Genomic DNA, 22,336 nt, shown 5'->3' with positions numbered 1-22,336 from the left:
GACCCCGGTGCATTTCCGGCGTCGGCGGCTCGCCCTGCTGGGGTCGGCGTTGCTGGCCGGTGCGGTGCTCGTCGCCGTCGGCCTGTACCTGCGCGGCGCCGACGACTACTCCGGCTCCGGCAGCGGCTCGGTCGTGGTGCGCGTCGAGTCCGGCGACACCACCAGCGCGATCGGGGAGACCCTGACCGGGCTGGACGTGGTGAAGTCCCGGGCCGCGTTCGTCGAGGCCGCCGCCGAGGAGCCCGGCATCCAGCGGGTCCAGCCCGGCTACTACGAGCTGCGCTCGCAGATGTCCGGCGACTCCGCGGTCGAGGGGCTGCTCGACCCGGAGCGGCGCGTCGGGTTCTTCGACGTCAAGGGCGGTGTCCAGCTGGACGACACCCGCGCCCCGGACGGCACCGTCTCCCCGGGCGTGCTGTCCCAGATCTCCCGTGCCACCTGCCTCGGCACCGCGGACGGGGACGCCCGCTGCACCGGCGTCGACGCGCTGCGCGCCGCGATGGCCGACGCCGACCCGGCCGCGATCGCCGTCCCCGAATGGGCCCGCGCGGGCTACCGGGCGGCCGCCCCGGAGCGCCGGATGGAGGGTCTGGTCGCCCCCGGGCCGTACGACCTGGACCCGCGCGGCACCCCGGAGCAGGTGCTGCGCCAGGTGCTCACCGCGTCGGCGACCAGGCTGGAGGCCGCCGGGCTGGGCGGGGAGAACGCCTACCGCACCCTCGTCCTCGCCTCCGTCGTGGAGAAGGAGGCGCTCGTCCCCGACATGCCGAAGGTGGCCCGGGTGATCGAGAACCGGCTCGCGGTGAACCAGCGCCTGGAGATGGACTCCACCGTCAACTACCCGCTGGACGTGCAGGCGCTGCGGACCACGGCCGAGGCCCGCAGCACCCCCGGGCCGTACAACACCTACCTCAACACCGGGCTGCCGCCGACGCCCGTCGCCTCGGTGTCCTCCGCGGCGCTGTCGGCCGCGGAGTCCCCGGCCGCGGGCCCGTGGCTGTTCTTCGTGCGGTGCACCACCGAGGGCGCCTCCTGCTTCGCCACGACCTACCCCGAGCACCTCGGCAACGTCGACCGCGCCCGCGCCGCCGGAGCGTTCTGACCCATCACCGGGCGCGCATGCAACCTGGGCCCAACCCGTGACGGCGCTCACCCCCCGCCGGTAGACCGGGACCCGACAGCGACGTCAGGCGAGAGGAGCCAGCGATGCGTGCGGTCGTCTACCGGGGACCCGGGGACCTCGACATCACCGACGTGCCCGAGGGCGAGGTGGGTCCCGGCGAGGTCCGTCTCCGGGTCGGGTTCAACGGCATCTGCGGCTCGGACCTGCACGAGTACTACGCGGGCCCGATCTTCATCCCGAACGGGGAGAAGCACCCGCTGACCGGCCGCGAGCTGCCCCTGACCCTCGGCCACGAGTTCTCCGGCACCGTCGTCGAGATCGGGGCCGGCGTCGAGGGCGTCGCCGAGGGCGACCGGGTCGCGGTGATGCCGCTCTACACCTGCGGGACCTGCTCACGCTGTTCCGAGGGCCGCTACAACGTGTGCGCGCAGATCGGCTTCCACGGTCTGATGGCCGACGGCGGCATGGCCGAGACGACCGTCGTCCCGGCGCACATGCTGCACCCGCTGCCGGAGAACGTGTCGCTGGAGATGGGCGCGCTCGTCGAGCCCATGGCCGTGGCCCACCACGCGGCCGAGCTCGGCGGGGTGAACCCGGGCGACACCGCGCTGGTGTTCGGCGCCGGGCCGATCGGGATCGGCCTGTGGTTCGCGCTGCGCGGCATGGGCGTGGAGGACGTCCGCGTCGTCGAGCCGTCGGCGACCCGGCGCGGCGCGATCGAGCGGCTCGGCGCGCACACCCTCGACCCGACCGCCCAGGACGTTCCGGCGATCGTCGCAGACCTGACGAACGGCCGCGGCGCCGACGCCTGCTACGACGCCGCGGGGGTGGCCCCGGCCGTCGCGACCGCGCTGGAATCGCTGGGGGCGGGCCGCCCGATGGTGAGCGTCGCGATCTACGAGACGCCGCTGGTGACCCCGCTGCTCAACCTGGTCCTCGGGGAGTCCCGCATCCAGGGCTCGCTCTGTTACACCCACTCCGACTACCGGGCGGTGATCGAGCTGATGGCGAAGGGTCACTACGACACCACCGGCTGGATGGAGAAGATCGCCATGCGCGACGTCGTCGAGGAGGGCTTCGAGGCGCTGCACGCGGGCCGGAAGATGAAGGTCCTGGTCGACCCGTCCCTGGCCTGACCCGGGGGTCACTGCCCCCAGAAGCCCTCCGGCGGCCGGGGCGAGGGTGCGGCGCACGCGTCGGTGACGACGCCCGCGCCGCGCCCGAGGGCGCGGGTGTCGGCGTCGTCGAGGACCCGGGCCGGGAACGGGTCCCCGGCCGCCCGGCGGGTCACCCCGGGCACCGGCAGCTCCCGGTCCGACGCGGCCAGCACGAGGTTGCCGAACCGGCGTCCGTGCAGCACGTCCGGGGCGGCGACGAGTGCGAGCTCGGCGAACGCCGCCCCGGCCGTCGCGATCTGGCCGGGCAGGAACGGCCAGGGGGCGCCGTCGCCGAGGTTCGCCACGTGCATCCCGGTCGGCGCGAGCACCCGGCGCACGGCGGTGAGGAACTCCGTCGTCGTGACCTGGGCCGGGGTGCGGGCCCCGGCGAACACGTCGACGACCACGACGTCGAACGACGCGGGCGCGAACCGGCCCAGGGTGGCGCGCGCCTCCCCGGTGACCACGGCCAGCCCGTCGGCGACCCCCGGGCCCGGCAGCCGGTGCGCGACCAGGGCGGCCAGCTCGCCGTCGAGCTCGACGACGGTCTGGGCCGACCCGGGGCGGGTCGCGGCGACGTAGCGGGCCAGCGTCCACGCCCCGCCGCCCAGGTGCAGCACCCGCAGCGGCACCGCGGGCGGCGCGGCGAGGTCGACGAGGTGGGCGATCCGGCGGACGTACTCGAACTCGAGGTGCTCGGGGTCGTCGAGGTCGACATGGGACTGGGCCGTCCCGTCGAGCAGCAGCGTCCACGACGACGGCCGCGCCGCGTCCTGCACCAGCTCGGCGACACCGTGGTCGACCTCGGCGCGGACCACCGCCCCGGCCCGGCGGTCACCCTGCGGCGCACTGGAACCCATTCCGGTCATCCTGCCCGCGCCCGGCGGGTTGTCCACAGGCGGGCAACCCGTCGGTCCGGGCGGCCCTGCCCGCCCCAGGATCGAGGCATGGACCTCGCCGCCACCGCCACCGTCCTCGTCGCCGCCGTCCTCGGCGGGGGCGCCGGCGTCGCGACCCGGCGGTGGCTGGCCCGGCTGCCGCGCGGCGCGCCGGTCCCGGCCGGGTGGTGCGAGGCGGGGCTGGCGCTGTGCGGGGCGGTGACGGGGGGGCTGGTCGTCTCGGGGCTGCTCGACCCGCGGTGGACGGCGCTGCTCGCGGTGCTGTCCTGGCTGGCCGTGGCGGGATCCGCGACCGACCTGCTGGTGCGGCGGCTGCCGAACGCGCTCACCCTGCCCGCGCTCGCGCTGGTGCCTGCGGCGCTCGTCCCGGCCGGGGGTGCCGCGGTGGGGCGCGGCCTGGCCGGGGCGGTGCTGCTCGGCGGCGCCTACCTGGTGGTGCACCTGGTCTCGCCACGGGCGATGGGCGGCGGCGACGTGAAGCTCGCCGGTCCGGTGGGCGCCGCGGCCGCCGGTGCGGGATGGGCGGCGCTGCCGGTGGTCGCGGTGCTGGCCGCGGTCGTCTCGGCGGCGGTGGCGCTCGTCGCGGTCGGGGCCGGGCGGGCCGGGTGGGGGAGCAGGCTGCCGCACGGCCCGGTCCTGCTCGGTGCGGCACTGGCGGTCGTGGTGCCCGCGGTCGTGGTGCTGTCGGGGGCCCGGATCCCCGGGTGAGAGGATGGTCGCCGTGCTGCGATGGATCACCGCCGGGGAGTCCCACGGTCCGGCCCTGGTGGGCGTGCTGGAGGGCATGGTCGCCGGGGTCTCGGTCACCACCAAGGAGCTGCAGGCCGAGCTGGCCCGCCGCAAGCTCGGCTACGGCCGCAGCCCGCGGATGGCGTTCGAGGCCGACGAGCTGGAGGTCATCGGCGGCCTGCGGCACGGCCTCACGCAGGGCGGGCCGGTCGCGGTCCGCATCGCCAACACCGAGTGGCCCAAGTGGGAGACGGTGATGGCCGCCGACCCGGTGGACCCGGAGCTGATCGCGCACCGCGCCCGCAACGCACCGCTGACCCGGCCCCGTCCCGGCCACGCCGACCTCGCCGGCATGACCAAGTACGGCTTCGACGAGGCCCGCCCGGTCCTGGAGCGCGCCAGCGCACGCGAGACCGCCGCCCGCGTCGTGCTCGGCACCGTCGCCAAGGCGTTCCTGCAGCAGGCCCTCGGCGTGACGATCGTGTCCCACGTCGTGGGCATCGGCGCCGTCGACGCCCCGGACGAGGAGCCGCTGCCCGGCCCCACCGACCTCGACCGCATCGACGCCAACCCGGTGCGCGCCTTCACCGACGCCACCGGCGCCGCGATGGCCGCCGAGATCGACGCCGCGCACGAGGCGGGCGACACCCTCGGCGGGGTCATCGAGGTCATCGCCTACGGGATGCCGGTCGGCGTCGGCACCTACGTGCAGGCCGACCGCCGGCTCGACGCCCGGCTCGCCGCCGCGCTGATGGGCATCCAGGCGATGAAGGGCGTCGAGATCGGCGACGGCTTCCGCACCGCGCACCGCCGCGGCTCCGTCGCTCACGACGAGATGGTCCCCGCCGGCTCGCCCGGGCAGGGTCCGGCGGGCACCGTGCCGGTCACCCGGCTCACCAACCGGGCCGGCGGCATCGAGGGTGGCATGACCAACGGTGAGCCGGTCCGGGTCCGGGTCGCGATGAAGCCCATCTCCACCGTCCCCCGGGCGCTGCGCACCATCGACACCACCACCGGCGAGGAGGCCACCGCCATCCACCAGCGCTCCGACGCCTGCGCCGTGCCGCGTGCCGGGGTCGTCGTCGAGACGATGGTGGCGCTGGTGCTGGCCCAGGCCGCACTGGAGAAGTTCGGCGGCGACTCGCTCGACGAGACCCGCCGCAACCTGGCCTCCTACCTGGCGGGGCAGCGGTGACCGCGCCGGCCCCCACCCCGGCCCCCGACGCCGAGGGCCGCCCCTGGGTGGTGCTCGTCGGCCCGCCCGGGTCCGGGAAGAGCACGGTCGGCTCGCTGCTCGCGCAGCGGCTCGGGCTGAACTTCGCCGACACCGACGCCGCGATCGTCGCCCGCATCGGCAAGCCGATCGCGGAGATGTTCGTGCAGGAGGGCGAGGCCGCGTTCCGCGCGCTGGAGCGCGAGGTCGTCGCCGAGGAGCTGCGCGCCGGGCACGGCGTCCTCGCCCTCGGCGGCGGCTCCGTGCTGGCCGCCGAGACCCGCGCACTGCTCGCGGGGCACCGCGTGGTCGCCCTCGAGGTGGACCTCGCCGACGGGATGCGCCGCACCGGGATGTCCACCGCGCGCCCGCTGCTGGCCGGGGTGAACCCGCGGGCGACGTTCCGGGCGCTGCTCGCCGAGCGGGCCCCGCTCTACGCCGAGGTCGCCACCGTGGCGGTCACGACGGTGCGCCGCAGCCCCAACCAGGTCGTCGCCGCCGTGCTGGCCGAGCTCGGGCACGGCCCGTCCGCGCTGCCCGAGGCCTCCCCGGACGCCGCCGACCCGTTCGACCGGCCCACCCCGCGCCAGGACTCGACACTGCCGGCGCCCGGCTTCGGCTCGCCGCAGCACGGGGCCGGCACCGAGCGGGCGGAGGCCTGATGACGTCCACACCGTCCGGCACGCTGCCCGACACCTCCGGCACCACCGAGTCCGACGGCTCGGTCCGCATCGACGTCCGCACCGAGCAGCCCTATCCGGTGCTCGTCGGCGCCGGGGTGGCCGCGCGGCTGGCCGAGGTCGTCGTCGGTACCGGGGCCGGCCGGGTCCTCGTGCTGCACCCGCCGACGCTCGCCGACCGCGCCGGTGCCGCCCGCGCCGAGCTGGAGGCCGCCGGGCTGGCCGCGTTCACCCACGAGGTGCCCGACGCCGAGGACGGCAAGTCCCTGGCCTCGCTGGCCGACTGCTGGGACGCCTGTGCCGGTGCCGCGCTGACCCGGGCCGACGTGGTCGTCGGGTTCGGCGGGGGAGCGGTCACCGACCTGGCGGGGTTCGTCGCCGCGACCTGGATGCGCGGGGTACGGGTCGTGCACGTCCCGACCACGCTGCTCGCGATGGTCGACGCCGCCGTCGGCGGGAAGACCGGCATCAACACCGCCGCCGGGAAGAACCTGGTGGGCGCCTTCCACGAGCCGTCCGCGGTGCTCGTCGACCTCGACACGCTGCGCACGCTGCCGCGTCCCGAGCTCGTCGCCGGGTCCGCGGAGGTGTGGAAGGCCGGGTTCATCGCCGACCCGGTCATCCTCGACCGCGTCCGCGCCGACCCGGCCGCCGCGCTGGACCCGGCCGGGCCGGTGCTCGGCGAGCTGGTGCGCCGCGCGATCCGGGTGAAGGCCGACGTCGTCGGGGCGGACCTGCGCGAGTCGCACCTGCGGGAGATCCTCAACTACGGCCACACCCTCGGCCACGCCGTGGAGCGCCGCGAGCGCTACCGGTGGCGGCACGGCAACGCCGTCGCGGTCGGCCTGGTCTTCGCCGCCGAGCTGGCCCGCGCCGCGGGGCGGCTCGACGACGCCACCGCCGACCTGCACCGCGAGGTGCTGGAGCTGGTCGGGCTGCCGACGCGCTACGAGCCCGGCGTGCTCGACGAGCTGACCGAGACCATGCGCGGGGACAAGAAGTCCCGGGCCGGGACGCTGCGCTTCGTCGTGCTCGACGGCCTCGCCGAGCCGGGGCGGCTGGAGGGCCCGGACCCGGCGCTGCTGGAGACCGCGTACGCCGCGATCTCCGGCTGAGACCGCGGTCGGTACACCTCAGCCGAGGGCGGGGTGGGTACGCGACCCGACGGCCTGCACGAGCAGCAGCACCCCTGCGGCCAGTGCGAACGTCCCGACCAGCCACAGCATCGCGAGGATCCCGGACGCGGGCCACAGCAGCAGCAGTACTCCGAACAGCACGTCGAGAACGGCCCGTCCGGCGACCCATCCCCACGGCCCGCCGTGCCTGCGGACCTCGTTCGCCGAGACCGCGGTGACGACCCCGGCGACGATCGCCCAGAACGCGACCACGTAGAGGAAGAACAGCGCCGCGGTCCCGGGCAGCGCGAAGGCCGCCAGACCGGCGACGACCGACACCACGCCCTGCGCGACGGCCCAGCCCCAGCCGGGTCGCTCGCCCCGGTGCCGGATCCCGAGCACGACCGCGACGACGCCGTCGACCAGCGCGTACGCGGCGAAGACGTAGATCAGCACCAGCAGGGCCAGGCCAGGGGTCACCAGCACGGCCAGCCCGAACAGCAGGACCAGGACACCGCGGAGTACGACGAGTCCGCGGACCCCGTGTGATGTGGCGTCCTCGGCGGTGGGCGCCCGTCCCGTTCCGTCACTCGCGTCGACCATGGTCGTGCTCCGTCCGGGTGGAGGGGTTGTGGCGGGTAACGGTCCCACCCGCACCGGAGCCGCGACCGGGGCGAAGGTCCCCCCGTGGCACCGGCGCTCCGGCGCGGATCGCGATGGGGGCCGTGGGAGAGGATGACCGGGTGCGCGACGTGATCCGGGACGGCCTGCGACGGCTCCGTGAGCTCCCCGCCCGGTCGTCCCTGGTGGGGCACGCCCGCCGGGCCGCCGACCGCTACCGCCACCAGCGCGGCAACCACCTGTCCGCCGCGGTCGCGTTCTACACCGTGATCGCGGCGGTGCCGCTGCTGCTCGTCCTGTTCTTCGCCCTCGGGCTGCTCGTGTTCTGGCGCACCACCTCCCGCGACGACCTGGTCCTCGCCGTCGAGGCGGCGTTCCCGGCCGGGCTGACCGGCGCCGTCGCCCCCGCCGTGGAGGCCGCCGCCGACCGCAGCGGGTCGCTCGTCGGGATCGGTGCGCTCGGGGTGCTGTGGGCCGGGTCGACGTGGACGTCGTACCTGCGGGAGGCGCTGTCGGCGCAGTTCCGGCTGCCCGCCGAGCGGATCGTCTCGCCGCGCCGGGTCCTGTGGGACCTGGGCGCGCTGGCCGTGCTCGGCGTCGCCGTCCTCGCCTCGGTGGTGGTGACGTTCGCCGTGACCGGGCTGGCCGGGTTCACCCTGGAGCTGGTCGGCGTCCGCGACGCGCTCGGCGGCCGGGTCGCGCTGCGGGTGCTCGGCGCCGTCGTGGTGCTGGTCCTGGACTGGGCCGTGTTCTGCTTCGTACTGGCCCGGCTGCCGCGCCGGCCGGTCCCGCCGGGCCGGGTCGTGCGTCCCGCCGCCGTCGGCGCGGTCGCGCTGGAGCTGCTCAAGCTCGGGGTCGCGCTCGTCGTCGGCGCCGTGTCCGACACCGCGGGCGGGGCCGTGTTCGGCACCGTGCTCGCGACGCTGTTCTTCCTGTTCCTGCTGTCGCGGCTGCTGGTGTTCTCCGCGGCGTGGATCGCGACCGACGGGACCGACCCCGCACCCCGGTCAGAGACCGACGTCGTCGAGGACCCGGCGCAGCGGGTCCGGTAGCGCCCGCAGGTCCAGCTCGACGGCGAACAGCGCGCCGTAGCGGGCCTTGCGCCCGGAGCGCGCCGAGAGGAACCGGCGCAGGTTCTCGTCGTCGCCGCGGCCGCGCCGGCCGGGCTGACGGGCCAGGGCGTGCAGCGCGGCGAGCTCACCGCAGGCGTCGAGGACGGCGTGCACCCGCGCGGTGCCGAGCGCGCGCAGCAGCTCGTCCTCCAGGTCGGCGTCGCACACCCGGACCGGCACCGCCGCCCCGGCGGCCCGGCGGCAGTACGCCGCGGCCCCGGCGTCGCACAGCACGGCGACCCGGTCCGGGGCGGCCGGGGCGAGGGCCGCCAGGGCGGTGCCCAGGTTGGTGTAGCCGTGCAGGACGACGATCGCCACGTCGCCGGGCGGGGTGCCGCGACGTCGCGCGAGGGTCTCGAGCACCGCGGCGTCGCTGGCCCCCTCGACGAGCACCACCGCGGCCGGGGTCACGACCCGGCCGTCACGGTCCGACCGTCATGACCCGAACGCGGCCACGAACTGCTCGGCCGAGGTCGCCCGGTAGACGGTGTTGGTGGCCCGCACGTCGTCGAGCGGGGCGTTCGACGCCGGCGAGTACCGGTGCCCCGGGTAGACCGTCGGGTTGCCCTTCAGCGCTGCCAGCTGCTGCAGCGAGTGGTACATCTGCGCGGTGTCGCCGCCCGGGAAGTCGGTGCGCCCGCAGCCCTGCAGGAACAGCGTGTCCCCGGCGACGAGCCGGTCGCCGTCCGGGCCGGGCACCAGGAAGCACTGGCTGCCCGGGGTGTGGCCGGGGGTGTGCAGCAGCCGGATCGCGACGTTCCCCACCTCGACGACGTCGTCGTGGTCGTGCGGGGTCAGGTCGGTCGCCGACAGCCCGGTCACCCGCGTCACGTAGTCGGCCTCGGTGCGCTGCACGTGGATCGGCACCGGGTGCGACCCGATCAGCTGCGCGACGCCGACGAGGTCGAAGCCCATCATCGTGCCGCCGACGTGGTCGGGGTGGTGGTGCGTGGCCAGCACCCCGGTCAGGCGCATGCCGTCGGCGTCGAGGGTCGCGAGCAGCTCGTCGGGGGAGTAGGCCGGGTCGACGACGACGGCCTCGCGGGTCTCGTCGTCGCCGATCAGGTACGAGAAGTTGACCATCTGGGTGGCCACCGGGTCACCCACGGCGTAGTCCTGGCCCGACAGCAGCTGGCGGAAGTAGAGACCCATGCCGGTGACCCTAGACAGGCGCGACACCGCACATAGGGTTCGGGCCATGTCCCACCCCGCCCGGCGCGACGCCCTGCGCGCCCTGCTCCCCGCCGCCGGACTGGACGCACTGCTGGTCACCGACCTGATCGACGTCCGGCACCTCACCGGGTTCACCGGCTCCAACGCCGCCGCGGTGATCGCCGCCGACCCGGGCGGCGACCTGCTCTGCACCGACGGGCGCTACCGGGTCCAGGCCGCGGAGCAGTGCCCCGGCCTGAAGATCCTCGTCGACCGGCCGAGCGCGCCGGCCGCCGCGGCCCGGGTCCCCGCCGGGCTGACCCTCGGCTACGACTCGGCGACCCTCACCGTCGACGGGCTGGCCGCGGTCCGTGACGCCGTCCCCGGCCGCAGGTTGCGCCGCGCCCCCGGCCTGGCCGGGCGGCTGCGCGCGGTCAAGGATGCCGGCGAGGTCGAGCGGATCGCCGCGGCCTGCGCGCTGGCCGACAGCGCGCTGCGCGCCCTGCTCGACGACGGCGGCCTGCGCCCGGGACGCACCGAGGCCGACGTCGCGCTCGACCTCGACGACCGGATGCGCCGCCTGGGCGCCGACGGCCCCGCCTTCGACACCATCCTCGCCGCCGGTCCGCACTCCGCGGTGCCCCACCACCGCCCCACCGGCACCGAGCTGCGTCGCGGCGACCTCGTCAAGATCGACTTCGGGGCGGCGCTCGACGGCTACCACTCCGACACCACGCGCACGTTCTGCCTGGGCCCGGCCGCGGACTGGCAGCGTGAGCTGCACGCCCTGGTCGACGCCGCCGCCGCGGCCGGGCGGGCCGCACTCGTCCCCGGGGCGTCGGTGACCGCCGTCGACGCGGCCGCCCGGGACGTGATCACGGCCGCCGGGCACGGCGAACGGTTCCCGCACGGCCTCGGCCACGGGGTCGGGCTCGCGGTGCACGAGCCGCCGTGGCTCGGGACCACCGCCACCGGTCGGATCGACGCCGGCAACGTCGTGACCGTCGAGCCGGGCGTCTACCTCGACGGACGGGGCGGGGTGCGGATCGAGGACACCCTGCACGTCGTCGCGGGCGGCCCGGCCGTGCCGCTGACCGGGCTGCCCCGCGAGCTCATCGAGATCTGAGCGCCTCCCGCCACGGCACGGTCGCCCCGATCCGCAGCACCGACCGCTCGTAGACCCGGGCGCCCGCCTTCGCCAGCAGGACCAGCGCCACCAGCATGACCAGGGCCGACCCGGCGACGTGCCAGGCGGTCGCGGACCCGTCGGCGATCATGAGCGGCATCAGCATCGCCGGGAACGGCGGGATCCACGACAGCACGCCGAGCACCGCGGAGTCCGGCGAGCCCAGGAACCAGAACGAGACGCCGTACATCGCGAACAGCAGCATCATCAGCGGCCCGGTGGTGGAGTTGACGTCCTCCTGGCGCGACACGAGGGACCCGGCCGCGGCGTAGAGCACCGCGAAGAACGCGTAGCCGAGGACGAACCAGCCCAGCGCGGCGCCGAACACCCCGAGCGCGGTGCCGGTGATCGTCAGCAGCCCGGTGGCGATCCCGGCGCCGATGCCGACGACGCCGTAGAGCAGCAGCTGGACCAGCCCGACCGCGCCGATGCCCAGCACCTTGCCCCACAGCAGGTGCAGCGGGCGGATCGTCGACAGCAGCAGCTCCACCACGCGGCTGGACTTCTCCTCGACCACGCCCATGGCGACGGTGAGGCCGAAGCCCACGATCTGCATGAACATCACGATCAGCACGGCGAACGACAGCGCGGTGCGCTGCCCGGCCTCGGGGTCGGCAGGATCCAGCGCGTCGACGGTGAGCCCGGCGGGCGGGGTCGCGGCGGCCAGCTCGGCCGGGGTGAGTCCCACCGTCCCCAGGGCGGCCGCGGTGGCCCGGTCGGCGAGCGCGGCGTCGAGCACCGCGCGGGTCGCCGACGGCACGTCCGAGTCGACGACGGCGACCGCGCCCGCCGGGCCGTCCGCGGTCAGGGCGACGTCGAGGTCCCCGGCGGCGACGGCGTCGCGCCCGGCGGCCGCGGACGGCACCTCCCGGACCTCGACGGGCAGGCCGAGCCGCTCCCCGGCGGTCGTGACCGCCGCGGCGAGCGAGGCGTCCCCGGCGACCCCGACGGTGGGACGGTCGTCGCCGCCGGAGCCGAACACCGCGTAGGCGACCATGCCGCCGACGATGACCAGCACCATGATCGCGTTGCTGATCCAGAAGCTGCGCTTGTGCACCTGCACCCGGAACTCGCGACGCGCGACGAGCGCGACCGCGCGGTGCGCGGGCAGGGTGGCGGACCCGGTCATGCGACGACCTCCCGGTACAGATCGGTCAGCGACGGCGTGGTGACGGTGAAGCCGCGCACCGGCCCGGTGGCGAGCGCCGCGGCGAGGACCCGCTGGTCGTCGGCGCCGTCGCCGAGCGCCAGGACGGTGCGGCCGCGGTCGTGGGTGAGCACGGTGACCCCGGGCAGGCCCTGCGCCCAGCCGGGTGCGGCGGCGGGGGCGTGGACCTCCAGCCGGGTGCCGCCACCGCGGCGCACCTCGCCGACGGTGCCGACGGTCCGCATCCGGCCGGCCACGAGGATCCCGACCCGGTCGCACAGCCGCTGCACCAGGTCGAGCTGGTGGCTGGAGAACAGCACCGGCACCCCGGCGCGGGCCTTCTCTCGCAGCACCTCGCTCATCACGTCGACGGCGACCGGGTCCAGCCCGGAGAACGGCTCGTCGAGCACCAGCACCGCCGGGTCGTGCACGAGCGCGGCGGCCAGCTGCACGCGCTGCTGGTTGCCCAGGCTGAGCGCGTCGACGGTGTCACCGAGCCGGTGGTCGACACCGAGCTGCTCGGCCCAGCGCAGCACCGCCCGGCGCGCCGCGGCCCGGTCGACGCCGTGCAGCTCGGCCAGGTAGGTGAGCTGCACGCCGACCTTCATCTTCGGGTACAGCCCGCGCTCCTCGGGCATGTAGCCGATGGTGCGGCGCACGTCGAGATCGACCGGGCGCCCGCCGAGGCGGACCTGCCCGGAGTCCGCCGCCAGCACCCCGAGGGCGATCCGCATCGTCGTCGTCTTCCCGGCGCCGTTGGAGCCGACGAAGCCGAAGATCTCGCCCGGGCGGACGTCGAAGCTCACCCCGTCCAGGGCGACCGTGCCGCCGTAGCGCTTGGTCAGCGCGTCGATCTCGAGCGTCGCGCCGGTGCCGGTCACCGGCCCGGCCCGGAGCTGCTGCTGTGCTGTCATCGGTCCCTCCCCGCTCGTGGGGGCCGACGCTACGAGCCGGGTGTCCCCTCGCGGATCGGCGCGCAGGACGAGATCGGCGACGCGGCGGGGTCGTCCTCGCGGACGAGCGGGCTGCGGGGCAGCACCGCGCGGACCGTCCACCCCGGACCGTCGCCGGGGCCGGTGCACAGGTCGCCGCCGAGCAGCGCGACCCGTTCCCGCATGCCGAGCAGGCCCAGGCCGGAGCCGGTCCCGTCGGGCCGGTGGCCGGGTACCGGGCCGTCGTCGTCGACCTCCACGACGACGGGCTCGTCGGCGCCGCCCTGGGTGACCCGTACCCGGGTGGGGGTGGGCCCGGCGTGGCGCAGGGTGTTGGTCAGGGCCTCGGTGACGATGCGCCGCGCGAACAGCTCCGCCTCACCGGGCGTCTCCGCCGGAGCGCCCTCGACCGTCACCGCGACCGGCAGACCCGCCGAGCGGGACGGCGCCACCAGCGCCTCCAGCGCGGCGGGGGACAGGTCCGCGCCGTCCGGGTCCGGACCCAGATCGGCCAGCGCGGGCAGCGCCTCGGCGACCCGGCGCACCGAGTCGGCGATGTGCCCGAGCGCCTCGGCGCGCGTCGCCGGGTCGGCGGCGAGCCGCGCGGCCCCGGCCTGCACCGCCACCGCGGAGACGTGGTGGGCGACGACGTCGTGCAGGTCGCGGGCCACGCGCAGGCGTTCGCGGGTGAGCGCGTCGCGCACGCCCGCCTCGGTGAGCGCGCGCCGCCGGGCCGCGGTGTCGAGCCGGTGGTGGCGGACCGCGACCCCGGCCGCCCACAGCGGCACCACGGCCAGGAAGTTCAGCACGACGACCGACTCCGGGTAGCCGAGCCGGTCCCACACCCCCGTCAGGACACCCCCGGCGACGACGACGAGCGTCGACACCACCACGGCCACCGCGGACGGCACGACCGGCGCCGCGGTCGCCGCGCCCCAGACCAGCAGCACCCAGGCCGACTCGGCGAACACGTTCGAGCCGTCGAGCAGACCCGCGGCGAGCGACCCGGCCCCGGCGAGCAACAGCGCCGGCACCGGCGCGGTCCGCCACCAGGCGACGAGTGCGAACTGCGCCACCACGACGACCGCCGCGGCCGGGTTCCGCCACGGCAGCTGCAGCATGCGCAGGAACCCGTCGACGACGGGCTGCCCGGTGTCCAGGCCGGCCACCGGGGCGACCAGCGCCCCCATCAGCAGTGCCGGGACCACGAACGCGACGAGCGCCCACAGCCCGGCCCGGTCGGGTACCGGCAGCCGGCGCCGCCGCGGGGGAACGGCGGGCTCCGGCACCGCGACGGCGACGGGACCCGGCTCGACGGCGGCGGGCGCGCGGAGTACGCCCAGGACCCGGCGCATCGCGGCCAGCACCGACCGGGCCCGCTCCCGCACGGCCCGCAGGTCGGCCTCGGTCGCGCCGGGGCCCAGCGCGCCGGCCTGGGCGACCAGGCCGCGCAGACCGCTGAGCACCCCGCCGCCGATCTCCTCGGCGATCCGGGACCGCTCGGCGTCCAGCGCGGTGCCGTGCCGCAGCCGGTCGGTCTCGGCCCGTTCCCGGTCGGCGCGCAACGCGGCGGACCGGCTCCAGCGCCCTGCGAGGGCGGCGATCACCAGCAGCGGCGCCACCACCACCGAGCCGCCGACGAGCATCCCCGCCTCGGTCGCCGGATCCGGCGACACCGGGACGCGCAGCAGCCCGGCCAGGCCGAGCGCACCGAGCCAAGGCAGCGTCACCCAGGCCGCCGCGCCGGCCGGTCCGCGCTGCGGAGCCCGCGCGACGGAGAAGGCCAGCAGTGGCCACAGCAACGTCGCGAACCCGCCGAGGAACGCCATCGCCGGGGCGGTGAGCACGGCCAGGACCAGGTAGGCGCGCCGCGGCCGGTGGCGGCGCAGCAGCACGGTGGCGGCCATCGCCGGGCTCAGCACCGCCGCCAGCGCCACGGACAGCGGCGGGGTGAGCCGGTGGGTGTAGCCGGGGATCTCCAGGACCAGGGTGGTGACCAGCTCCTGGGCGACCAGGATCAGCGCCAGCACCGCCAGCGCGACATCCCCGGCGCGCGTGCCGGGCAGCGGCGTGGGGGCGGGCGCGGGGGCGTCCGGGCCGGGCTCAGCCGTCGGCACCGGCGGCTCCCACCAGCCCGTGCTCGTAGGCGAACACCACCAGCTGCACCCGGTCGCGCAGCCCCAGCTTGGTGAGCAGGTTCGAGACGTGGGTCTTGACCGTCGTGCCGCCCAGCACCAGCCGGTCGGCGATCTCGGCGTTGGACAGCCCGGCGGCGACCAGACCGAGCACCTCCCGCTCCCGCTCGGTCAGCGTGGCCGCGGGCCCGGCCGGGGCGGGCGGGTCGGCCGGGACGAACGAGCCGACGAGCCGCCGCGTGACCGACGGCGCGAAGAGCTCGTGCCCGGCGTGCACGGTGCGGACCGCGACCTGGAGGTCCTCCGGCTCGACGTCCTTCAGCACGAAGCCGGACGCGCCGGCCCGCAGGGCGTCGTAGACGTGGCGGTCCAGGTCGAACGTCGTCACCACCAGCACACGGATGCCGGGGTCGCGCAGCGCGCGGATCCGTCGGGTCCCCTCGATGCCGTCGGTGCCGGGCATCCGGACGTCCATCAGCACGACGTCCGGGCGCAGGGTCTCGGCCAGCTCGGCGGCCTCCGCGCCGTCCCCGGCCTCCCCGACGACGTCGATGTCCGGCGCCGCCGCCAGCACCGTCCGCAGCCCCGCCCGCACCACCGCCTGGTCGTCGGCCACCACCACCCGCACCGTCATGGCGCCCATCCTGGCAGGTCGCCCGCCCCTCGGGCGGGCCTGCGAACCGGGTGGCGGTACCCTGACCGACGCACGAATCCGAGATCCGAGCAGGAGAGCGCGCACGTGGCGACCACGAACGACCTGAAGAACGGCCTGGTCCTGAACATCGAGGGCCAGCTGTGGACCGTGACGGCGTTCCAGCACGTCAAGCCCGGCAAGGGCGGTGCGTTCGTTCGCACCACGCTGAAGAACGTGATGTCCGGGAAGGTCGTGGACCGGACCTTCAACGCGGGCACCAAGGTCGACACCGCGACGGTGGACCGCCGCGACATGACCTACCTGTACCGCGAGGGCACCGACTTCGTCTTCATGGACGGCGACACCTTCGACCAGATCCCGATCCCGGAGAAGGCCGTCGGCGACGCCGCGCGCTACCTGCTGGAGAACGCCTCCGCCCAGGTGTCGCTGCACGAGGGTGAGCCGCTGTTCATCGAGCTCCCGACCTCGGTCGAGCTGGTCATCTCCCACACCGACCCGGGCCTGCAGGGTGACCGCTCCACCGGCGGCACCAAGCCCGCGACCCTGGAGACCGGCGCCGAGATCCAGGTGCCGCTGTTCCTGGAGAGCGGCACCACGGTCAAGGTCGACACCCGGGACGGCCGTTACCTCGGCCGCGTGAGCTGAGGTGCGCGCACGCACCAAGGCCCGTAAACGGGCTCTGGACATCCTCTTCGAGGCCGAGGCCCGCGGTGAGGACGCCCTGTCCGTGCTCGCCGCGCGCCGCGAGACCGACGACGCGCCGCCCGTGCAGGACTACGCGGCGCGGCTCGTCGAGGGCGTCGCGACCCACCGGGACCGGATCGACCAGCTGATCGCCGAGCACGCCGAGGGCTGGGACGTCGACCGGATGCCCGCGGTCGACCGCGGCCTGCTGCGGCTCGGGATCTACGAGCTGCTGTGGGTCGACGACGTCGACGACCCGGTCGCGATCACCGAGGCCGTCGAGCTGGCCCGGACGCTGTCGACCGACGACTCCCCGCGCTACGTCAACGGGGTGCTCGGCCAGATCTCCGACATCGCCGAGCACCTGCGCGCGACCCTCTGACCAGGGCCTGAACACACGAAGGGCGGTGGCCGGGGGACTGTGCAGACCCCGGCCACCGCCCGACCGGTCGCGTCACCCTTCCCCTGGGACGCGGCCGGTGGAACAGATCATCCCACGTGCTGCCCGGGACGCGCCTCGGGCGGGAGCACTCCCCAGTCGATGAGCTGGTCGGTCAGCTCGCCGGGGGACATGTCGTAGATGATCGCGAGCGAACGCAGGTCCTCGGCGCGGATCGAGAGCACCTTGCCGTTGTAGTCGCCGCGCTGGCTCTGGATGGCCGCGGCGTAGCGGGCCAGCGGCCCGACCTTGTCCGCGGGGAGCTGCTGCAGCCGCTCCAGGTTGATCACGATCTTCGTCGCGGGCTCGCTGCCGGACGGGATGCGGCCCTCGGGGAGCAGCTCGGCCACCGGGACGCCGTAGAAGTCGGCCAGCTCGGCCAGCTTCTGCACGGTCACCGCACGGTCCCCGCGCTCGTAGGAGCCCACGACGACCGCCTTCCAGCGTCCGCCCGACTTCTGCTCGACGCCGTGCAGGGAGAGCCCCTGTTGCTGCCTGATCGCCCGGAGCTTGCCCCCGAGCGCCTTGGCGTAGTCGCCCATCGATCTCCTCGTTCCTGACGGTCCGTACCGGTGTGGCCGGACCGGCCGGTCACCGGCGGTGCACCGGTGGCGTTGTCGCGCCTGCCGCGTCGTCGCCCCTGTGGGTGGTCCCGTTCGGGGCGGCAGCTCCGGCGGGTGCCGGCGTCCCGACCGTCCCGCTCGTCGCGGCGCTGCTGCACGCGTGCTGATTGATACGGAGAGTAATCCTCCGGGTCCGGTCCGGCACCGTCAAGTTCGACCCCCTGCTCGGGGGGTTGACGAGCGGTTTCCCACACGAACGGGGCAGTCCACGTCCCTCGTCAGCGGTAGCGCAGGGTGTGGGTGCGCGATCCCACCACCCGCCCCTGTGGGTGCGCATGGGCAGAATCGGGTATCGCAAGGTGTCGTGCCGGACGGCCGTCGGCCATCGCGCATCGTGACGGGAACGTGACCTCGAACGGGTGACGCGGCTGTGGCGCGGCTCGCGGTGTGACGCGCTGCGGCCGTCCCGCGCGGGCACCCGCCGAGTTGCTAGGTTGGCGCACAGCTCGTGTACGACCGTCCTTTAAGACCCGTCCGGTGAGGCGGGGAAGGAGACCACCTCGTGGCGCAGAACCGCCGCGGGGACGCCGACGCACAGCAGCCCGCACGGGAACTGCTGTCCGCCGCCGACGTCACCCGCACCGTCGCGCGCATCGCGCACCAGATCATCGAGAAGACCGCCTTCAGCGCCGAGAACCCCGACGGGCTCGTGCTCCTGGGCGTCCCCACCCGCGGCGTGCACCTGGCCCACCGGCTCGCCGCCGCGATCACCGACTTCGCCGGCGCCGCACCGGCCGTCGGCTCGGTCGACGCCACCCTCTACCGCGACGACCTGCGCCGCGGCCCGGCCCGTGCGCTGGAGTCCACCGCGGTGCCCGAGGGCGGCGTGGACGACCGGCTCGTCGTGCTCGTCGACGACGTCCTCATGTCCGGGCGCACCACCCGCGCCGCGCTCGACGCCCTGCGCGACGAGGGCCGTCCGCGCGCGGTGCAGCTCGCCGTGCTGATCGACCGCGGCCACCGGGAGCTCCCGATCCGCGCCGACTACGTCGGCAAGAACGTCCCGACGTCGCGCTCGGAGCAGATCCTGGTCTCGCTGACCGAGATCGATGGCAGCGACGGCGTCTGGATCACCCAGGGAGAGGGGGACAGGTGAGACACCTGCTCTCGGTCGCCGACCTCGACGCCGCCGAGGCGACCGCGCTGCTCGACACCTCCGACCGGCTGCGCGAGGCGCTGCTCGGCCGCGAGGTGCGCAAGCTGCCGACGCTGCGCGGCCGCACGGTCATCACGATGTTCTACGAGAACTCCACCCGCACCCGGGTGTCGTTCGAGATCGCCGGCAAGTGGATGAGCGCCGACACCGTGAACGTGTCCGCCTCCGGCTCCTCGGTCTCCAAGGGCGAGTCGCTGCGCGACACCGCGCTGACCCTGTCCTCGATGGGCGCGGACTGCGTGATCGTGCGCCACCCCGCCTCGGGGTCGGCGCACCGGCTCGCGCACTGGGTGGACGCCGACCGCGAGGTCACCGGCACCCCCACCGCGATCGTCAACGCCGGTGACGGCACCCACGAGCACCCCACCCAGGCGTTGCTCGACGCCGCGACCCTGCGCGACCGGCTCGGCGGCATCGCCGGGCGCCGGATCGGGATCGTCGGCGACGTCCTGCACTCCCGGGTCGCCCGGTCGAACGTGCTGCTGCTCGCGACCCTCGGCGCCGAGGTCGTGCTCGTCGCGCCGCCGACGTTGCTGCCCACCGGCGTCGAGTCCTGGCCGTGCCGGGTGTCCCACGAGCTGGACGCCGAGCTGCCCGCACTCGACGCGGTCATGATGCTGCGCGTGCAGTCCGAGCGGATGCACGGCGGCTTCTTCCCCTCCGCGCGCGAGTACGCGGTGCGCTTCGGGCTGTCCGAGGACCGCGCGGGGCTCCTGCCCGACCACGCGGTCGTCCTGCACCCCGGCCCGATGATCCGCGGCATGGAGATCGCCCCCGCGGTCGCCGACGCCCCCGACTCCGCCGTCCTGGCCCAGGTGCGCAACGGCGTGCACGTGCGGATGGCCGTCCTCTACCACCTTCTCGCCGGAGCTCCCGAATGACCGACCTGCTGATCCGCAACACCCGGCCCTACGGCGGGGACCCGGTCGACGTGCTCGCCGCCGACGGCGTCGTCGCCACCATCGGCACCGGCCTGACCGCGCCCGAGGGCACCGAGGTCCTCGACGCCGACGGCGCCGTGCTGCTGCCCGGCTTCGTCGACCTGCACGTGCACCTGCGCGAGCCCGGCGGCGAGGAGTCCGAGACCATCGAGACCGGCAGCCGTGCCGCGGCGCTCGGCGGGTTCACCGCCGTGTTCGCGATGCCGAACACCACCCCGGTCGCCGACTCCGACGTCGTCGTCGAGCACGTGCGCCGGCGCGGCGAGGAGATCGGGCTGGTCGACGTGCACCCGGTCGGTGCGGTCACCGTCGGCCTCGGCGGCGAAAAGCTCGCCGAGCTCGGCACGATGGCCGCCTCCCGCGCCGCGGTGCGGATGTTCTCCGACGACGGCCGCTGCGTGAACGACCCGCTGATCATGCGCCGCGCGCTGGAGTACGCCTCCGCGCTCGACGTCGTCATCGCCCAGCACGCCGAGGACCACCGCCTCACCGGCGGCGCCCAGGCGCACGAGGGTGCCGTCGCCGCGCGCCTCGGGCTCGCCGGGTGGCCCGCCACCGCGGAGGAGACGATCGTCGCCCGCGACTGCGCGCTGGCCCGCGAGGCCGGCGCGCGGCTGCACGTCTGCCACATCTCCACCGCCCGCACGATCGACGTGCTGCGCGCGGCCAAGGCCCAGGGCGTGCGGGTGTCGGCCGAGGTCACCCCGCACCACCTGCTGCTCACCGACTCCCGGCTGACCGGCTACGACCCGGTGAACAAGGTCAACCCGCCGCTGCGCACCGCCGACGACACCCGCGCGATGCGCGAGGCGCTGGCCGAGGGCGTGATCGACGTCGTCGCGACCGACCACGCCCCGCACGCCGCGCAGTACAAGGACACCGAGTGGCAGGCCGCGAAGCCGGGCATGCTGGGCCTGCAGACCGCGCTGTCGGTGCTGGTCGAGACGATGGTGGAGCCGGGCCTGCTGGACTGGCACGGCGTCGCGCGGGTGCTGTCGGAGCGCCCCGCGGAGATCGGGAACCTGCCCGACCAGGGCCGTCCGATCGCGGAGGGGGAGCCGGCGACGTTCGCGTTGGTCGACCCGGACGGGGTCTGGACGGTCCGCGGTGCGGAGCTGGCGAGCAAGGCGGCGAACACGCCGTACGAGGGAATGCGGCTGCCCGGAACGGTGGTCGCGACGGTGCTGCGGGGACGCATCACCGCGCAGGACGGGAAGGTTGTGCAGTGATGGGGGACAGGACAGCGCTACTGGTGCTCGAGGACGGGCGGATCTTCCGCGGACAGGCGTACGGCGCCACCGGGGAGACACTCGGTGAGGCCGTGTTCACCACCGGCATGACCGGGTACCAGGAGACCCTGACCGACCCGTCGTACCACCGCCAGATCGTGCTGCAGACCGCACCGCAGATCGGCAACACGGGCTGGAACGACGAGGACGACGAGTCGCGGGCGATCCAGGTCGCCGGCTACGTCGTGCGCGACCCCGCCCGGCGGGCGTCGAACTGGCGGGCGACCGGCTCGCTGGAGGACGCACTGCGGGCCCAGGGGGTCGTCGGGATCGCCGGGATCGACACCCGCGCCGCGGTGCGCCACCTGCGCGAGCAGGGCGCCATGCGCGCCGGGATCTTCTCCGGCCCCGGCCTCGCCCCCGACGACGAGCTGGTCGAGCGGGTCACGCAGTCCCCGCAGATGGAGGGCGCCGACCTCTACGGCGCCGTCACCACCGCCGAGGCCTACGTGGTGCCCGCAGTGGGGGAGCGACGCTTCGTCGTCGCCGCCCTGGACGTCGGCATCAAGTTCAACACCCCCCGGATGATGGCCGCCCGGGGCATCGAGGTGCACGTGCTGCCCGCGTCGAGCACCATCGAGACCGTCGAGTCGCTGCGTCCGGACGGCTTCTTCCTGGCCAACGGCCCGGGTGACCCGGCCACCGCCGACGGCCCCGTCGCACTCGCCCGGCAGGTCCTGGAGCGGCGCATCCCGCTGTTCGGGATCTGCTTCGGCAACCAGATCCTCGGCCGCGCGCTCGGCCGGTCCACCTACAAGCTGCGCTACGGCCACCGGGGCATCAACATCCCGGTCGTCGAGCACGCCACCGGGCGGATCGCGATCACCTCGCAGAACCACGGCTTCGCGGTGTCCGGCGAGGCGGGCGAGGAGTTCGACACCCCCTACGGCCGCGCCCAGATCACCCACACCTGTCCCAACGACGGCTGCGTCGAGGGCATGGCCGGGCTCGACTTCCCGGCGTTCTCCGTGCAGTACCACCCGGAGGCCGCCGCGGGCCCGCACGACGCGTCGGACCTGTTCGACCGCTTCGTGGAGCTCATGACCGAGTACCCGGTCGGCTACGCCGGCGTCGCCGGACAGCGGCCCGAGGGCACCGCACCCGCGCCGTACCCGCGGCCCGAGGCCGAGACCCACTCCGAGGCCGAGGCCCGGCCCGGGGCCGGGACCGAGGCCGCGCCGGCGATGACCGCCCAGCCCGACCCGGCCACGCCGCCGACGGCGACCGCGGCCCCGTCGGTCGACCTGCGGCCCACCCGCCCGCCCCGACCCCGGCCCCGGCCGCGGGCGGGTTCGAGCCGGGCAGCCCGGAGGGCCCGCACGGCGGTGCCGACGCCGGACCGGACGCC

22 protein-coding genes and 1 pseudogene are annotated in these 22,336 nt (G+C 75.4%); 14 read left to right on the top strand and 9 right to left on the bottom strand.

Annotated features, from left to right (window positions below; translation table 11 throughout):
* Positions 1–7 precede the first annotated feature (7 nt).
* Together ZF1_RS15735 and ZF1_RS15730 are read left to right on the top strand one after the other, a co-directional pair.
* Positions 8–1,102, top strand: a complete 1,095-nt coding sequence (locus ZF1_RS15735) for an endolytic transglycosylase MltG (RefSeq protein ID WP_482637622.1) — start codon at positions 8–10, stop codon at positions 1,100–1,102.
* 104 nt (positions 1,103–1,206) lie between these two features.
* Positions 1,207–2,259 carry a 2,3-butanediol dehydrogenase gene (locus ZF1_RS15730; protein ID WP_482637621.1) on the top strand — a complete coding sequence of 351 codons (1,053 nt, stop codon included), beginning with the start codon at positions 1,207–1,209 and terminating at the stop codon, positions 2,257–2,259.
* An 8-nt stretch (positions 2,260–2,267) separates the two neighbouring features.
* On the opposite strand, the gene ZF1_RS15725 is transcribed toward ZF1_RS15730, so the two are convergent.
* Complete coding sequence (locus ZF1_RS15725) at positions 2,268–3,140, bottom strand: spermidine synthase (RefSeq protein ID WP_482637620.1); 873 nt, start codon at positions 3,138–3,140, stop codon at positions 2,268–2,270.
* Positions 3,141–3,227: 87 nt separating this feature from the next.
* On the opposite strand from ZF1_RS15725, the gene ZF1_RS15720 reads away from it, so the two are divergent.
* Genes ZF1_RS15720 through aroB form a run of 4 tightly spaced genes read left to right on the top strand, consistent with a single transcriptional unit; the run spans position 3,228 to position 6,916 of the window.
* The gene (locus ZF1_RS15720; RefSeq protein WP_482637619.1) at positions 3,228–3,887 is read left to right on the top strand and encodes a prepilin peptidase; all 660 of its coding nucleotides are present in this window, start codon (positions 3,228–3,230) and stop codon (positions 3,885–3,887) included.
* A 13-nt stretch (positions 3,888–3,900) separates the two neighbouring features.
* The gene (gene aroC / locus ZF1_RS15715; protein ID WP_482637618.1) at positions 3,901–5,103 is read left to right on the top strand and encodes a chorismate synthase; all 1,203 of its coding nucleotides are present in this window, start codon (positions 3,901–3,903) and stop codon (positions 5,101–5,103) included.
* Positions 5,100–5,783, top strand: coding sequence for a shikimate kinase (locus ZF1_RS15710; RefSeq protein ID WP_073574681.1), 684 nt, complete (start codon positions 5,100–5,102; stop codon positions 5,781–5,783). The genes aroC and ZF1_RS15710 overlap by 4 nt, the downstream gene beginning before the upstream one ends.
* Complete coding sequence (aroB, locus tag ZF1_RS15705; protein ID WP_083658199.1) at positions 5,783–6,916, top strand: 3-dehydroquinate synthase; 1,134 nt, start codon at positions 5,783–5,785, stop codon at positions 6,914–6,916. Before ZF1_RS15710 ends, aroB begins: the two co-directional genes overlap by 1 nt.
* An 18-nt stretch (positions 6,917–6,934) precedes the next feature.
* On the opposite strand, the gene ZF1_RS15700 is transcribed toward aroB, so the two are convergent.
* Complete coding sequence (locus ZF1_RS15700) at positions 6,935–7,519, bottom strand: HdeD family acid-resistance protein (RefSeq protein WP_251782374.1); 585 nt, start codon at positions 7,517–7,519, stop codon at positions 6,935–6,937.
* 140 nt (positions 7,520–7,659) lie between these two features.
* Here ZF1_RS15700 and ZF1_RS15695 point away from each other — a divergent pair, with 140 nt between their 5' ends.
* Entirely contained in the window at positions 7,660–8,589 is a 930-nt protein-coding gene (locus tag ZF1_RS15695) for a YhjD/YihY/BrkB family envelope integrity protein (protein ID WP_073574683.1), read from the top strand.
* On the opposite strand, the gene ZF1_RS15690 is transcribed toward ZF1_RS15695, so the two are convergent.
* Together ZF1_RS15690 and ZF1_RS15685 are read right to left on the bottom strand one after the other, a co-directional pair.
* On the bottom strand, positions 8,545–9,060 hold the full coding sequence (locus ZF1_RS15690) for a hypothetical protein (RefSeq protein WP_482637617.1): 516 nt from the start codon (positions 9,058–9,060) through the stop codon (positions 8,545–8,547). The genes ZF1_RS15695 and ZF1_RS15690 overlap by 45 nt on opposite strands.
* Before the next feature lie 24 nt (positions 9,061–9,084).
* Positions 9,085–9,801 (bottom strand): MBL fold metallo-hydrolase, encoded by a 717-nt coding sequence (locus tag ZF1_RS15685; protein ID WP_482637616.1) that lies wholly within the window; start codon positions 9,799–9,801, stop codon positions 9,085–9,087.
* A gap of 46 nt (positions 9,802–9,847) precedes the next feature.
* Here ZF1_RS15685 and ZF1_RS15680 point away from each other — a divergent pair, with 46 nt between their 5' ends.
* Complete coding sequence (locus ZF1_RS15680) at positions 9,848–10,927, top strand: M24 family metallopeptidase (protein ID WP_482637615.1); 1,080 nt, start codon at positions 9,848–9,850, stop codon at positions 10,925–10,927.
* On the opposite strand, the gene ZF1_RS15675 is transcribed toward ZF1_RS15680, so the two are convergent.
* The 4 genes from ZF1_RS15675 to ZF1_RS15660 are packed head-to-tail and all read right to left on the bottom strand — an operon-like array spanning position 10,914 to position 15,835.
* Entirely contained in the window at positions 10,914–12,116 is a 1,203-nt protein-coding gene (locus ZF1_RS15675; protein WP_482637614.1) for an ABC transporter permease, read from the bottom strand. The two genes, ZF1_RS15680 and ZF1_RS15675, sit on opposite strands and share 14 nt — an antisense overlap.
* Positions 12,113–13,048, bottom strand: a complete 936-nt coding sequence (locus tag ZF1_RS15670) for an ABC transporter ATP-binding protein (RefSeq protein ID WP_482637613.1) — start codon at positions 13,046–13,048, stop codon at positions 12,113–12,115. Before ZF1_RS15670 ends, ZF1_RS15675 begins: the two co-directional genes overlap by 4 nt.
* A 29-nt stretch (positions 13,049–13,077) precedes the next feature.
* Positions 13,078–15,183 (bottom strand): histidine kinase, encoded by a 2,106-nt coding sequence (locus ZF1_RS15665; protein ID WP_482637612.1) that lies wholly within the window; start codon positions 15,181–15,183, stop codon positions 13,078–13,080.
* Complete coding sequence (locus tag ZF1_RS15660) at positions 15,170–15,835, bottom strand: response regulator (protein WP_100877617.1); 666 nt, start codon at positions 15,833–15,835, stop codon at positions 15,170–15,172. Before ZF1_RS15660 ends, ZF1_RS15665 begins: the two co-directional genes overlap by 14 nt.
* Positions 15,836–15,940: 105 nt before the next feature.
* On the opposite strand from ZF1_RS15660, the gene efp reads away from it, so the two are divergent.
* Positions 15,941–16,501 (top strand): elongation factor P, encoded by a 561-nt coding sequence (gene efp / locus ZF1_RS15655; protein ID WP_100877618.1) that lies wholly within the window; start codon positions 15,941–15,943, stop codon positions 16,499–16,501.
* A gap of 1 nt (position 16,502) precedes the next feature.
* Positions 16,503–16,922 carry a transcription antitermination factor NusB gene (gene nusB / locus ZF1_RS15650; RefSeq protein WP_073574690.1) on the top strand — a complete coding sequence of 140 codons (420 nt, stop codon included), beginning with the start codon at positions 16,503–16,505 and terminating at the stop codon, positions 16,920–16,922.
* A 107-nt stretch (positions 16,923–17,029) separates the two neighbouring features.
* Here nusB and bldD read toward each other — a convergent pair whose 3' ends face one another.
* A complete protein-coding gene (gene bldD / locus ZF1_RS15645; RefSeq protein ID WP_020625790.1) occupies positions 17,030–17,521 on the bottom strand; it encodes a transcriptional regulator BldD in 492 nt (163 codons plus the stop codon).
* A 583-nt stretch (positions 17,522–18,104) separates the two neighbouring features.
* Here bldD and pyrR point away from each other — a divergent pair.
* From pyrR to carA, 4 genes and pseudogenes are all read left to right on the top strand, one after another.
* Positions 18,105–18,698, top strand: coding sequence for a bifunctional pyr operon transcriptional regulator/uracil phosphoribosyltransferase PyrR (pyrR, locus tag ZF1_RS15640; protein WP_062395627.1), 594 nt, complete (start codon positions 18,105–18,107; stop codon positions 18,696–18,698).
* Positions 18,695–19,639, top strand: coding sequence for an aspartate carbamoyltransferase catalytic subunit (locus tag ZF1_RS15635; RefSeq protein ID WP_392701008.1), 945 nt, complete (start codon positions 18,695–18,697; stop codon positions 19,637–19,639). Before pyrR ends, ZF1_RS15635 begins: the two co-directional genes overlap by 4 nt.
* Positions 19,636–20,928: a dihydroorotase gene (locus ZF1_RS15630; protein ID WP_482637611.1), complete on the top strand. Its 1,293-nt coding sequence runs from the start codon at positions 19,636–19,638 to the stop codon at positions 20,926–20,928. The genes ZF1_RS15635 and ZF1_RS15630 overlap by 4 nt, the downstream gene beginning before the upstream one ends.
* Positions 20,928–22,031: pseudogene (gene carA, locus ZF1_RS15625) on the top strand (glutamine-hydrolyzing carbamoyl-phosphate synthase small subunit); the annotation flags it as partial. The gene ZF1_RS15630 and the pseudogene carA, both read left to right, overlap by 1 nt.
* Positions 22,032–22,336 lie beyond the last annotated feature (305 nt).

The sequence above is a fragment of the Pseudonocardia sp. ZF1 genome, from assembly GCF_056835605.1.
Note: the sequence above shows the minus strand (reverse complement) of the source record. Positions and strands in the feature narration are given on the sequence as shown.